Here is a 14,347-nt window from a genome sequence, read left to right as displayed (position 1 = left end):
TTAAAAGGCTTGCGTAATAGTGTTCATGGCTGAGCCAATGGCGATTCAATTATGCATCTCACTGCTTTTTCTAAGGTTAATCTTGCCTGATTTTTACTACCCCCGCAACGAATCATATATAGTTTGCGCCATTTCTGAACTAATTCCAGGTACTTTCGCGAGTTGAGTAACACTGGCACTTTTCACTTCTTGTAAACCTCCCAAGAATTGCAATAAAGCTTTACGTCGTTTAGGACCAATACCTGGAATTTCTTCCAAGGTTGAAGTATTACGTGTTTTTTGGCGCTTATTTCGATGACCTGTTATCGCAAACCGATGCGATTCATCTCGAATGTGTTGAATTAAATGTAAAGCTGGCGAATCTGATTTGAGATTAAATTCAACTTCAGTTTCACCTAAAATTAGCGTTTCTAAACCGGGTTTCCTTCCTTCGCCTTTTGCGACTCCAACAAGAATAGGAGGTTCGTCTAAGTTAATACACTTTTCATCAACCACTTCTTGGGCAATACGTAACTGCCCTAATCCACCGTCGATAAATAGAATGTCAGGTACTTTGCCTGAATGAGTGATTTTATCAAAACGACGACCTATGGCTTGTTTCATTGCCGCATAATCATCACCACCTGTGATCCCTGAAATATTATAGCGACGGTAATCAGCTTTATGAGGTCCTTCACGATTAAACACAACACAAGATGCGACTGTGCTTTCACCCATGGTATGACTGATATCAAAACATTCCATTCTTTGGATGGGTTTGCTCAGTTCAAGTACTTCTTGCAGTAATACGAAACGCTGTTCGACAGTATTCTTATGAGCTAAACGAGTCATAACCGAATTTGAAGCATTGGTCTGTGCTAAGCGTAAAAAACTGGCTCGCTCGCCTCGAACATTAGATTTAAATAGAACCTTTTTACCTAAAGATTCTGCTAATGCTTGTTCGATTTCATTTAAGCCATCAAACTTTTCTTCGATCAAAATTTCTGATGGCAGCGTTCTTTGAATATCAGAATTCAAGTAAAACTGACCAACAAATGACGCTAAGACTTCTGAAAGCTCGGTATGAGTAGGGACTTTTGGATAATAGCTTCTACTGCCAAAAATTTTGCCATCACGAATAAATAAAATATGAAAGCAAGCAATGCCTGATTGATAGCTGACACCAACGACATCCATATTACCACTGGACTTAGACACCTCTTGCTGCTCACTGACTTTGCTTAATGCTGCAATTTGGTCTCTATACTGAGCCGCTTTTTCGTATTCAAAATCCTCTGCAGCCTTTTCCATATTATTTACTAGCGCTTTCATCACTTGCTGATCTTTTCCCTTTAGGAATAGCTCAACAAGCTTTACTTGCTGCTGATAGTCTTCGTCTCTGACCTTACCCACACATGGGGCATTACAACGTTTAAGCTGATATTGTAAGCAAGGTCGAGAGCGAGCCTTGTAATAAATATCGGTGCACTGTCGAATTGGAAAGATTTTTTGTAAAAGGTGCAGGCTTTCTCTTACTGCGCCACCATTAGGGTATGGACCAAAATACTGCCCTTTTTCACGCCTTGCACCTCTGTGATATGCCAGTCTTGGATGTTTGTGACCACTCAGAAAAATGTAAGGATAAGATTTATCATCTCGAAGCAATACATTGTATTTAGGCATGTATTGCTTAATATAATCATTTTCTAAAATCAGGGCATCAGTTTCACTATGGGTCACCGTGACATCAATATTAGCAATACTATTAACTAAAGCCTGAGTTTTTACATTAGATAAATTTTTACGAAAATAGGAAGATAGTCGTTTCTTTAGATCTTTTGCTTTGCCGACATAAACAACGGTTGCCGACGAATCGTACATACGATAAACGCCAGCTTGATTAGACACAGTTTTAAGAAAACTTTTTGAATCAAATGTATCATTGGTAGGCAAAGCATAAATCCATTAAAACTGAGTGGTATCTAACATTTTATACCGAATCGCAAGACGTGTAAGCTCAACATCTCCATTAATATCCAGCTTAGAAAATAAACGGTAACGGTAGCTATTTACCGTCTTAGGGCTTAAATTCAGCCTTTCAGAAATATCATTAACCTTTTCACCATTTGTGATCATCATCATGATTTGTAGCTCACGTTCTGATAACGATGAAAATGGGTTTTCATCATGATTAGTCACTTGGTTAAGCGCCATTTTTTGCGCAATTTCAGGTGATAAATAACGCTGACCATGAGCAACTTGTCGAATAGCATTAATCATCTCAGGTGGTGAAGCGTTCTTTGTAAGGTAACCTGAAGCTCCTGCCTGCATAACTTTGGTAGGAAATGGATCTTCTGTTTGAATCGTTAGCACAATAATACGTGCATGAGGTTGATAGCGAGCAATTTTCTTGGTGGCTTCTAAGCCCCCCATACCCGGCATATTCATATCCATCAGGATAATATCGGCTTCATTACTTCTTGCCCATTGAACAGCTGTTTCACCATCTGGCGCCTCTCCAACAACCTTAAAAGACTTCTCATCTTCTAAGATCCTACGAATGCCCGTGCGCACAATTTCATGATCATCGACCAAATATACCCTTATCAACGTCTATCACCTTTTTAAGTATTATGGGGCGATTCCAATTTAGCGTATAAGCTAATATATTCAAAGTAAAATTTGGCCTGAAACCCTCTAGAATTGGCTAATATATTGGCACTTGAAAACTCAACTTCTAATTTATGGAAAAAATACTAATTTACAGCTTTAACTAACGCTATCAAAAATGTCATTATCCATCTATAGGACTTTATTCTTAACTGACAGCATCCATGGCTAAAATATTTCTCATTGCCAATTTAAACTGTGACCGTGTGTTACATTTAGACAAACCTATTCACCTAGGTGGTCGATTTCTTTATCAAGATCATGGGCAACGACTTGGTGGTGGTGGTTCAAACACTGGGATCAGCCTTGCTTATGCTGGCCATAAAGTCAGCTTAATGAGTGAAGTCGGCAAAGACCATTTAGGAGACTGGTTGATAAATCAAGCTTCAGAGCATGATATTGACTGTACTTACATATCCAGACACAAACATCAAACAAACGAATTGATTTTGATGGTTACTCCTGATGGAGAACGGACCATAGTCCGCCCTCACCGCCCTACTTTTGAACTTCGCTTACCTGTTGAATGGCCGCAATGGGATGCACTTTATATTAATACCTCCGCTCAAGGCGCAAGCAGTTGGTGCAAAAGCGCACTCAATCACTGCTTAGTAGTCGCTCAATTAGGTAAAGATGAACGTAGCCGTCCTTGTCACGTACTTATCGCATCTGCAACCGATATGTTAGGGCGGAGTCATTTGGCCTGCTGGGAATATGGCAAGCAGATTGCTGGTGACAGTTTAAAATATTTTGTAGTCACTAATGGTGAACACGGCGCAACTGTTTATTTTGAAAAAGGTGAACAAAGGGTGCCAGCGTTCAAAACCAAAGTGATTGATGCCACTGGCGCTGGCGATGCCTATGCCGCAGGTTTAATTCATGGTTTAACCACAAATTTATCAATCATAGACTCAATGAAAGAAGCGGCACACTGGGCTGCTTGTGCAGTAGCCAGTGAAACCTCTATACCTGGACAACAATTAAAGGATTATTTAAAAAACAATGATAAAAATAGATGACACAATCAGATTACGTTTTGAATTAATGAGTGAAAAGGACGCCGACTTATTATGGGAACTCGATCAAGATCCAGAGGTAATGCGTCATTTAACCAATGGTGTGATATCTAGCCGAGAAAAAATTGATCATTTTGTAATACCAAAAATTAAGGCATTCACAGAACCTGAGCATGGCTGGGGAATGTGGAAAGTAACCTTAAAAGAAAGCGACGAATATTGTGGCTGGATTTTAATTCGCCCAATGGAATTCTTTGAAGATGCCCGTGAAGACAGAAATTTAGAGATCGGTTGGCGATTGAAACAATGTTACTGGGGGAAAGGTATTGCGACAGAAGCAGCAAACCAAATAAAAGAAACATTAAATAGACAGAATAAAGTTGATAGATTCAGTGCTATTGCCAGTGTTGAAAATCATGCATCCATCAAAATAATGAAAAAGCTTGGTTTGAAGTACGATAAAACCATTCACTACTCTGATGATTTTTTTGCTGGTGAAGTCGTGTATTACCACAATTAAAACTACGATAAGTATAAGGCAGCTCATTGAGTCACTTTTAAATAATGCTCGAGAAACAATGAATTGAAAGCTACCCTTCGAAACGTAGCTGAAGTAAGAGAATTCTATCTGGAAGTAATATAACTGGAAAATTGAACTTTAAATCAAACAAGATCTCAACCAATTGAAAGACCAAGGAATTTGATTAAAAAGGCTTAAAAGCAATCTTTCTGATCCAAACTAAGTTCTTTAATTTGTCTTATTATATATAAAAAAAAGATCTTTGAGCTTGATATAGTTTCATAGTAGATACTTAGCTTCATGGTTGAAAAATAGAGATATCGCATGAAAACAATTAAATTATTGTTTTTTCTTACTTATATTTTTTCAAGTGTTACGCAAGCGTCTTTAGTTAATGACGTGAATATAGTTCCAAATAAAAATGGGACAACAACCTGTGTTTATCCGGGTAACATCTATTATTTAAACTCGCAAAATGATGCTGATGAATTTGCCATCAAATATTCACAATGCAGTACTTTTAATGGCACTATTTTTGTTCAACAAAATGTACATAACTTGCCCAACCTACCTAATTTAAAAACCATTGATGGCTCCCTTTATGTTCTTAATCAGTATGATCTAAAAAATTTTAAAGGCTTAGCAGCGCTTGAACATATCACCAAAGATTTTTATGTGGTGGGAAATTCTGGAATCGTGAATTTTTCGGGACTCTCAAATTTAACTAATGTTTCAGGCGAATTTGAGATGTTAGATAATTACAACCTTGTTGATTTTCAAGGACTCGATAATCTTAAGCAAGTAGGTACTCTTACAATTATAAGAAACGACAATCTGGATAATATAAAAGAACTTAACAAACTAAAGAGCGTAACTACTGCGCTAACCTTATATCATAATGCATCTCTGAACACGATAAAGGGTTTAAACAACCTTTCACGAGTAGGTCAAATTCACATTCAAAACAATAGTAAACTTCTTAATATTACAGCACTTAGTAATGCTAAATACACAAAAAATGATCGGCATGAAACAATACTTCAAAATAACCCTAACCTGAAGGAATGCTCTGGTTTATGTTATTTAAAGAAAAATGCATTTAACTTCGTTGTCGAAAATAATGCAGATGCATGTCAAGATTACTTTTCAAACTGTGTGAAATGAAAATTCTTCTCTAAGAAAGCAAAAAGCCGCTCAATTGAGCGGCTTTTCCAAATGATGGCGGAGGAGCAGGGATTTGAACCCTGGAACGGGATAAACCGTTGCCGGTTTTCAAGACCGGTGCATTCGACCACTCTGCCACCCCTCCGAACGCGGTGAATAATAGTGATAACTAACTCTTGTGTAAACCTAAAAATGATAATTTCAACTCAAGTGGTGACTAAAGCATCACAATTGCTAGAAATTAAACACTCGTCTCTCAAAATATGAATTTATGTTACTATCTTTGTAATTTTTGATAGCTGCACATTAGTATGAAGCCAAATAAACTGACAACCAATCAACTTGCTCCAAACTTCCCCATCGATATTGATAAATTACCCAACGCCCTATCTCAACACTTATTGTTAGGACAAGAAAGGCTTACATCTACCTTTCAAATGAGTAATAGATTAAACAACCAGCATTTGTTTATTGCAGACTTTATTGGTGTTGAACGTGAAATGCTATTTGACGGCTTGCATCAGACGATCAATATTCCACAAGATAAGTTCTTAGCTGCCAGCAAAACTGAGAGTAATGAAATAGAACTGCAGTGGTATCCTGCTCCAGCAAAAGAGAAAGTGGGTGTCATTGCACATAAAAATAAAAGCCATTGCTACCTAAGCGGCATTATCAAGCGTTCAGATTTAATTGGTTCCACCAAAATTCAAAATGGCACAGCCAACTATCAACCAGGTGCGCTAGCTCAATACCACACGGTATATCTTTGTATCGAGTCAATTCTTGAACGCGAAGGTCTTTGGAAGCTGTTACTGGATATTATTAACGATGGCTTTTACCGTGTAAGTGACTCGCTAGAACAGGTACCTTTAGCTACTAAAATTGTTCTCGTAGGCTCAGTGAGCTATTACACTTATTTAAAAAATAACGATCATCGCTTTTTCAAATTATTCCCGCTTTTAGCCGAATTAAGCCATGAGATAGACATCACCAAACACTCAGAACATGACTACCTAATATGGTTAAAGCAACTCAATCAAAGCTCTAAGCCAATAACCAAAAGTGGTTATCAAGCTTTACTCAGCTACTCTTCTTCTTTAGTTGAGCATCAACAGCGTTTATCGCTATCAATGACAGAAATGAAACACTTGTTAGCTCAATCATCTGTAGTTAAAGCAAAATCAGAAATCAATAAAGAAAGTGTAGAAAGGGCTATAGAGCTGAAAAAAGAGCGTCACAATCTATCTGAAGTTTATTCCGCACAAAATTTTGATGACAAATTTATCACCCTTCCGACCAAAGGAGAGATGATAGGTCAGGTAAATGGCCTTACTGTTATTGATACAGGTGATTATAGTTATGGTGAGCCAGCAAGAATCACATGTACCGCCCATTACGGTGACGGTGAAGTCGCTGATATAGAAAGAAAATCTGAGCTAGGCGGTAATATTCATGCAAAAGGGATGATGATCTTATCCTCTTGTCTATATCGTATATTTGGCCGTGATGCTCCACTTCACCTTAATGCCAATATTGTTTTCGAACAGTCATACCAAGAAATTGATGGTGATAGTGCTTCTGTAGCTGAATATTGTTGCTTGCTATCGGCAGTAAGTGAGCAACCCATAAATCAGAGCATTGCTGTAACGGGTGCATTGGATCAATTTGGTAACGTCCAAGCCATTGGTGGAGTGAATGAAAAAATCAGTGGATTTTTCAACCTTTGCGAGCGACGAGGTTTAACCGGTGAGCAAGGAGTGATAATTCCTAGCTCAAACGTTTTACAATTAAACCTTCCTTCTAGAATCATTCAAGCAGTTTCGGATAAGCGCTTTCATATCTACAGTGTTAACCATGTTGACGAAGTGATTGAACTACTTATGCAAACACCTGTAGGTGAAGCCGATAAGAACAATCGCTTTCCTTCTGAAACTCTTTACGGAAAAGTACAAGTTAGATTGGATGAATTAGCTGGTGAATTTGAGGAAGAAAGAACCTTACTCCAAAGGGTCATGGGTAGCCTTGGTTTGATTTAGAGCAATATTTTGTCTAAACACAGCTGATCGGAGTTGTTTAGCGTACACGTGTTCGCTAACCTTGCAGCACATTCAGCAAAAATAGTAACAACAATGACTAAGCCAAGCAGTTTCACAAAAGAAGAATTAGTAGCCTGTGGCCATGGTGATCTATTTGGAGCAAACTCTCCAAGATTACCTGTAAAAAATATGCTTATGATTGATCGAATCACCAAAATCAACAGTGATGGCGGTGAATTTGGCAAAGGAGAAATCGTGGCAGAATTGGATATCAATCCAGATCTTTGGTTCTTTGATTGTCACTTTGTTACTGATCCTGTAATGCCAGGCTGCTTAGGACTAGACGCCATGTGGCAACTTGTTGGCTTCTTTTTGGGTTACGAAGGTGCAGAAGGCAAAGGGCGTGCTCTTGGTGTTGGTGAAGTTAAATTTACAGGCCAAGTACTTCCTGAAGCTAAGAAAGTAACCTACAAGCTTAACATAAAGCGTAAAATTAACCGTAAACTGGTTATGGGTATTGCAGACGCTACATTAGAAGTCGATGGTCGTGAAATTTATACTGCAACGGACTTAAAAGTGGGTATTTTCCAAGATACATCAACTTTCTAACTCTGAGAGTTTGATAAAAAAGCCCTCGAAAACGAGGGCTTAATTTTGACTGCTACTTAATCGGTAAGCAAGTAAATCGCTCGTCTACCCCTTCTCGCCAACCACCTAACCACTGAGTTCGAGATTCTAAGCTCATATAAGGGCATTGCTCTTTTGACTTACCACCTATTCCAGCTTGATATCCTTTAGAAAATGCTCGATCAAGTTTATCTCGTTTCCTTCTCTTCATAATATTCGTCCTCACAGCTGTATTGTTGGAGTAAAAAACTCTCTAAATACAGTCAAGTAAATACGTTTTATACCAAGTAGCGCTTGTATATGTTGTTATTCTGCACCGCCATGATAGGAGAAAGAAAGGTGAGAAAGACTGACAGTGCTACTTTAGAAATAATGGGTTTAAAATCTAAAATCAAGTATTTTTTGATTAAATTTTACACAACACTTTATTTTACGCACGTGGAACGTCTCTAAAATGAAGTAAATAAACTCAAATTTTATTCATAAAATAGAACAAAAAGTAATATTGGATAACATATCTCATGCAACCTTATGATAGTATGCATTTAATGCATCGAACAAAGGTGTCGTTGCTGATATCAAATTATTATATGGGTGAAAAATGAGTTTATCGAAAATAAACAATAATAAATTTTTTTCAAAATCAGTACTCATAACAGGCTGTATTTTGGGATTATCTGCATGTGGCTCCGATTCTGGTTCTGGTTCCGGATCAAAACCAGCTACAGATAAAGGCTATGTTAAATTTTATAATGCTTCTGAAACTGCTCCTGAAGTGTTTCTAACTATCGATGAGAATCCAAATTCTAGTAAGGACGATCATTTCGAAAGAACATACTCTGGCGTTGAATATAGTAAAGCAGGTATTAACCATGACATCCCTGTTCGTAAGCATACTTACGAACTAGCATGGCAAGATGGAACCAGCACAAAGCGTGATGACTTAAAGCTTTTTAACAAGGGCGAAGTTAAAGCTGAAAAAGGCAAAATTAAATTACTAGTATTGACCAACACCATCGATGCTCCACAAGTTGAAAAATACACCATCGATGTGATCAACACTGATCAAGACAAGAAAGACAAAGTTTTTGATATTCGAGCATTAAACCTGTACTCGAATTCAAATAATTATGAGCTGCACGTTTCTAAAGGTAACGAAACCTTTAAAGAAGCAACCAAAGTTGCCACTGTTGCTTACAAAGGTCTATCTGATAGTAAAAAACTAAAATACGATGATTACGTATTTTACATTACTGAAGCTGGTAAAACTGACGTAGTTTATCAATCAGAAAAAGTTACTCATAAGCATACTAGTCAGTATGTAATGGTGATCAGAAAGAACACCGGTTCAGGTTCATCACCAGTAACTCTGGATCGTGTAGCTGGCTCATCAACTGTTGAATATGTTGATCACGATGCTGAAGCTAAGTACAAAGTTTATAACGGTATTCAAAAAATTGATTTGCTACCTGATTACAACTCTAGCGTAGATTTTTTCCTTGGAAGTGTTGATGACACGCCTGATGTAGCCAACCTTATGCTAGGTAAACGCAGTGAAAGTATAAAACACGCTAAAGGTGACTACGGTGTTGATATAACTAACGCTGGAACTAAAAAAACTATTCTTAAAAACCATCTTCTATCTTTAGAGAAAAACAGTAATAAAACTATTTTCCTATACGTCGATGAAATTAATGGTGAAAATGATAAGAAAGATCACAAAGTTAACACCCTGATCGTTAAAAATGATCGTTCTCTTAGCTTGTATGACCAAAAACTTGCTCTACTAAACCTTGTAGACAGTGATGACTTTTCACAAGCTCGATTCTATTTTGTTAGAAGTGATGAAACCATCGATACAGCAAAGTTGAATAAAACAGTTCGCTTTGGTGAAAATGAATCTATCAACCTAATCAACAACAGCTACAAGGTTTATGCTATTGCATCTCAAAACAGTAGCCGTCTTGTTCTTGCTTCTTTCGATTTAACTATTAACAAAGACTCTAAAGAGCAGTTCTTAGTTCTTGAAAAAGATGCTGATTCATCTACTGGATATATCATTAGAGTATTAAAGCGCTCTTAATATATTAAGATGTACCTCGCCCGCGTTGCGGGGTACATCATTTCAAGTAAATATCATACCGAATCCAATCATCTCCCCTCAGTTAATTCCTATTTATCTTTAATTGTAAACGCCATATATCATAGCTTTTACTACAAGATGAATAATTTCGGCCATAAGGCATACTAACAGCACGCCTCTCAATTTTTTAAGCACAATATAAAACGTTCTGTTGAAGTATTAAAATATTTGATTTCCCTTCTAACTGTGTGATCTATACCACCAGCTACCAAACACAATAGTACATGCCCAAGTAATTCATCTAAGACATAAAAATCATAATGACATTGGTTAGCTTATGCTTAAATTTGGATTAGACACAAAAAAGCCCGATTTAATTAATCGGGCTTTTTGAATAACTTTGGTTTTTAAAGCAAAACCAAAAAATCCCAGTATTTACTTCATCTTACGTCTACGTAAAAACGCTAAAGGTAATGCAAACACCCAGAACAGCATACCAGCACCTTTACGAACATAAGGTTTTTCACCCGGTACATCAGAAAAATTACATGCTTGAGCACCAGAACCAGCTGGTTTTAATACAACCATACGAGGAATTAAAGCTGTTACTGGTTGGCCATCTGCATTTAATTCAAATAATGGTTTTTTACTGTCTGGATCAACAACTGGCTTACCGTCTTTATCTATTTGATATCGAGGTTTAGTGATCAATGCTGTACCAACAATCGTACCATCATCGTTAATACTATTAGCTTCAACTACTTGGATGTTAGTTGAATATTTAAGCTCTTTACCTGAACCGTCCACAACATCAACTTGGTGGCGTTTCCAAGTATCACCTTCAGGCTCGTAACCTTTAGATTGACAAGTGAGCAAATCATTTAAGTTATGGAATTTTTTGTCGTCATTTGAATCCATTTCAAATAAGAAGCCAGCGCGAGGACGAACTTGGGTATTCGAAAAATCGGTTTCAATACTACCAACGACTTGGTTTTTGTTATTGATGCTTCTAGGTACACTGGTTAGGCTTGATAAGCTATTTTTAAAATCATTGGGTACGACAACTTTATCGCCCGCTTCTTGAGTGTTGTAATAGAAAAATTTACTACGAACTCGACCTTCAATGAAAGCACTATAAGAGCCTACTAAAATACCTGCATTGTTAATGGCATAAGCGATTGAGCTTCTATCATCTTTATCATTAACGTTTGGAACATGATGATATTGATATTTGCCATCAGTATCTTTCTTCCAATAAGCAGCATCGTAACGTTGGACCTTCTTGTCGCCATTACGATATACATCCGAACGACCAACGATTACACCGTCATTGTTTACACCGATTGCTTGTGATGCATAAATCGCTTTAGAATTGTCATCTGGAGTAAGACCTAGAGGCAAATCGATTGACGTAACTGTATTATCGTCTTTTAATTGCCAAGCATGTGCACGGATTTGATAGCTAGGTAGAGGTCTGTTTGCAAACTGTAAGTCTTGAATACAGACTTGCACGGGCTCTTTAGCGTCCGACTTTAAACAATTATCTAAATTTCCAGTACTTGAATCTGCAATGTCAGTACTGGCATAACCAACGACTAAATTGTTATCACTAATAGCGGTAGCCATTGATAAACCGCCGACTTCAGCCTTTTTGTTATCTTTGTCTGTATAGGTATGATATGGAGGAACAAGCGGTATTTCTACATCACCGTTTTTGACTACTCCGCGAGCTTCATAGTCGCGATAAAACCAAAAGTCTTGGTCTTTATTATTATCATTTCTATCGCCTGTAAAAGGTAATGTTTTTTGGGCTCCAGTAATACTACCTACTTGAATACCATTTTCATTGATAGCAAACAGTTGGCTATCTATTGAATTGGTAACATCTGGTGTACCAGGTGCTTTATTACCATTGAACGATTCGAAAACTGGCACCCAATCTTTATTATCAGGTGTGTTATCTGAAGATGAAAAAGCGAAGTTATTACCTTCTATTGGCTTATCAGTCGTATTTACAATTCTTACTGAAGACGAGATACCATCGGCACTATCAATGATGTCGTTCTCAACATCCTCAGGCTTAAGCACTTTGCGCCCTAACGCAATACCAACTAATTGATCTTTGTTATTGATTGCTTGTGCATAACCATTTCGGGTGTTGACAAGTGTACCGTGCCCCTCACCAACAAAATCATATTCTTGTGTATCTAGGTTTATTATTTCATAAACTGGTGCAGCAACTGCGTTTCCTAACGCACCCAACACGCCTACTGCAACAGCAGATAATGCGATTTTACGGCTTAACTTCATTTAATTTTCCTGTTTCACCCAGTTACTTTATAGCGACTCTAATTCTTCCCAACGCTCAAAGTAGACTTCTAATTGTTGTTCTTTATCCGCAAGCTGTGCCAGCTTTTCATTTACTGTATTTTGCGGTTGGCTATAAAAATCGGCTTGATTGACCAATTCTTGTAATTGTTCTATTTCCTGCTCAAGTTGCTCCATTTTAGCGGGAAGTTCTTTCAACTCAAGTTGTAGCTTGTAACTTAGCTTTTTAGCTGTTTTTTTTGTAGCTTCAACGGGGTTTGCTTTTGTTTCAACCTTGGGTTGGACAACGGTTTTGTCTTCAGGTTCCTCACGGAAAAATTTCGCTCCTTGAGAAATAGCATCATTGTAACCACCAACGTATTCGGACCAGTGCCCATTACCAGCGAACCACCAACTTGAGGTGACAGTATTGTCAATGAATTCCCTATCATGGCTAACGATAAGCAAAGTACCAGTAAAATCAGCCAGTAACGACTCTAGCAACTCTAAGGTCTCAATATCAAGGTCATTCGTCGGTTCGTCAAGAACAATTAAGTTTGCTGGACGTAACAATAACCTTGCAAGCAACAGACGGTTTTTTTCACCACCAGATAGTGCTTTCACTGGTGTACGAGCCCTAGCTGGTGAAAATAGAAAGTCTTGAAGATAACTTAAAATATGACGATCTTTGCCATTAATGGTAATGTTTGACTTACCATCACCTACGTTTTCTTCAACCGTTTTTTCAGGATCTAACGCTTCTCGGTACTGATCAAAGTAAGCGACTTCTAATTTAGTACCACAACGTACATCACCCGATTGTGGTTGTATTTGCTCAAGCAATAACTTGATAAGCGTAGATTTACCACAGCCGTTTGGACCGATTAACGCTATGCGGTCACCACGCATCACACGAGTCGAAAAGTTTTTAACCAGATTTTTATCAGGCAGATTGTAGTTAACGTCCTTTACTTCAAACACTAACTTACCTGAGCGTTCAGCATCAGAAACGCCCATCGACACATTGCCTTGACGGTTAATTCTAGCCTTACGTTCTTGTCTTAAAGCTTTCAAGGCACGCACACGACCTTCGTTACGGGTACGACGAGCTTTAATGCCTTGTCGGATCCACGCTTCTTCTTCAGCAAGTTTTTTATCAAATTGAGCATTTTTCTCTTCTTCGACTCGCAGCCATTCTTGCTTACCTTCAAGATACTTGTGATAAGTTCCTGGCCATGACGTTACTACACCACGGTCTAAATCAACAATACGAGTTGCCATACGTTGAATAAAACCCCGGTCATGCGAGATAAAAGCAATAGCGCCTTTAAAGCCAATTAAAAATTGCTCTAGCCATTCGATGGTATCAATATCAAGGTGGTTAGTTGGCTCATCCAATAGTAATAAGTCTGGATCACATGCCAATGCTCTCGCTAATGCAACTTTACGCTGCCAGCCACCCGATAATTCAGCAAGAGGTCTATCTGGATCTAAATCCAACATTTGGCACATTTGATTTATACGTGCATCTAACTGCCAACCATTGTTGTGCTCTAACTTTTCTTGCAAAACTTGCATGCGTTTTAGTAGGCGATCCATTTCATCGCCTTCAGCAGTTCCAAGTTTAATTGAAAGTTCATGGTGTTCTTCTAGCATGTCACCAATTTCGGCTAAACCTGCTGCAATGTAAGCATAAATTTTACCTTCAGCAGATTTTGGCGGATCTTGTTGTAGACGGCTTACTTTGACATCAGTAGCAATATTAAATTCACCATCATCCAGCAATACATCGCCAGCTAATACTTTTAACAAGCTAGATTTACCAGCACCGTTACGACCAACGATACAAACTCGCTCACCTTCTTCAATGGTGAAATCGGCATTTTTTAAAAGGGGAATATAGCCATAAGCCAATGAACCATTATTGATACGAACCAGACTCAAT

11 protein-coding genes and 1 tRNA gene are annotated in these 14,347 nt (G+C 38.0%); 6 read left to right on the top strand and 6 right to left on the bottom strand.

Features of this window, described 5'->3' with window-relative positions; genetic code table 11:
- Positions 1 to 96 precede the first annotated feature (96 nt).
- A complete protein-coding gene (gene uvrC / locus E2H97_RS08020; RefSeq protein ID WP_133406664.1) occupies positions 97 to 1,932 on the bottom strand; it encodes an excinuclease ABC subunit UvrC in 1,836 nt (611 codons plus the stop codon).
- A 12-nt stretch (positions 1,933 to 1,944) separates the two neighbouring features.
- The gene (gene uvrY / locus E2H97_RS08015) at positions 1,945 to 2,589 is read right to left on the bottom strand and encodes a UvrY/SirA/GacA family response regulator transcription factor (protein ID WP_133406663.1); all 645 of its coding nucleotides are present in this window, start codon (positions 2,587 to 2,589) and stop codon (positions 1,945 to 1,947) included.
- A gap of 224 nt (positions 2,590 to 2,813) precedes the next feature.
- On the opposite strand from uvrY, the gene E2H97_RS08010 reads away from it, so the two are divergent.
- The 3 genes from E2H97_RS08010 (at position 2,814) to E2H97_RS08000 (ending at position 5,349) form a co-directional block, all read left to right on the top strand.
- Positions 2,814 to 3,668: a PfkB family carbohydrate kinase gene (locus E2H97_RS08010; protein ID WP_133406662.1), complete on the top strand. Its 855-nt coding sequence runs from the start codon at positions 2,814 to 2,816 to the stop codon at positions 3,666 to 3,668.
- Positions 3,652 to 4,185, top strand: coding sequence for a GNAT family N-acetyltransferase (locus tag E2H97_RS08005; RefSeq protein WP_133406661.1), 534 nt, complete (start codon positions 3,652 to 3,654; stop codon positions 4,183 to 4,185). The genes E2H97_RS08010 and E2H97_RS08005 overlap by 17 nt, the downstream gene beginning before the upstream one ends.
- Positions 4,186 to 4,509: 324 nt before the next feature.
- Complete coding sequence (locus tag E2H97_RS08000) at positions 4,510 to 5,349, top strand: hypothetical protein (protein WP_133406660.1); 840 nt, start codon at positions 4,510 to 4,512, stop codon at positions 5,347 to 5,349.
- Positions 5,350 to 5,404: 55 nt separating this feature from the next.
- Here E2H97_RS08000 and E2H97_RS07995 read toward each other — a convergent pair.
- Positions 5,405 to 5,494, bottom strand: a tRNA-Ser gene (locus E2H97_RS07995).
- Between the two features lie 166 nt (positions 5,495 to 5,660).
- On the opposite strand from E2H97_RS07995, the gene E2H97_RS07990 reads away from it, so the two are divergent.
- Both E2H97_RS07990 and fabA read left to right on the top strand, forming a co-directional pair.
- Positions 5,661 to 7,385 (top strand): S16 family serine protease, encoded by a 1,725-nt coding sequence (locus E2H97_RS07990; protein ID WP_133406659.1) that lies wholly within the window; start codon positions 5,661 to 5,663, stop codon positions 7,383 to 7,385.
- A gap of 93 nt (positions 7,386 to 7,478) precedes the next feature.
- Positions 7,479 to 7,994 carry a bifunctional 3-hydroxydecanoyl-ACP dehydratase/trans-2-decenoyl-ACP isomerase gene (gene fabA, locus E2H97_RS07985; protein WP_133406658.1) on the top strand — a complete coding sequence of 172 codons (516 nt, stop codon included), beginning with the start codon at positions 7,479 to 7,481 and terminating at the stop codon, positions 7,992 to 7,994.
- A gap of 52 nt (positions 7,995 to 8,046) precedes the next feature.
- On the opposite strand, the gene rmf is transcribed toward fabA, so the two are convergent.
- Complete coding sequence (rmf, locus tag E2H97_RS07980; RefSeq protein ID WP_133406657.1) at positions 8,047 to 8,223, bottom strand: ribosome modulation factor; 177 nt, start codon at positions 8,221 to 8,223, stop codon at positions 8,047 to 8,049.
- A gap of 390 nt (positions 8,224 to 8,613) precedes the next feature.
- Between rmf and E2H97_RS07975 the strand changes: the two genes are divergently transcribed.
- A complete protein-coding gene (locus E2H97_RS07975) occupies positions 8,614 to 10,095 on the top strand; it encodes a hypothetical protein (protein ID WP_133406656.1) in 1,482 nt (493 codons plus the stop codon).
- Positions 10,096 to 10,530: 435 nt separating this feature from the next.
- On the opposite strand, the gene E2H97_RS07970 is transcribed toward E2H97_RS07975, so the two are convergent.
- Positions 10,531 to 12,405 carry a DUF3466 family protein gene (locus tag E2H97_RS07970; RefSeq protein ID WP_133406655.1) on the bottom strand — a complete coding sequence of 625 codons (1,875 nt, stop codon included), beginning with the start codon at positions 12,403 to 12,405 and terminating at the stop codon, positions 10,531 to 10,533.
- Positions 12,406 to 12,432: 27 nt separating this feature from the next.
- Positions 12,433 to 14,346 carry an ABC transporter ATP-binding protein gene (locus E2H97_RS07965; protein ID WP_133406654.1) on the bottom strand — a complete coding sequence of 638 codons (1,914 nt, stop codon included), beginning with the start codon at positions 14,344 to 14,346 and terminating at the stop codon, positions 12,433 to 12,435.
- Between the last annotated feature and the right edge of the window lies 1 nt (position 14,347).

Source organism: Parashewanella tropica (genome assembly GCF_004358445.1).
Classification (GTDB): domain Bacteria; phylum Pseudomonadota; class Gammaproteobacteria; order Enterobacterales; family Shewanellaceae; genus Parashewanella; species Parashewanella tropica.
Note: the sequence above shows the minus strand (reverse complement) of the source record. Positions and strands in the feature narration are given on the sequence as shown.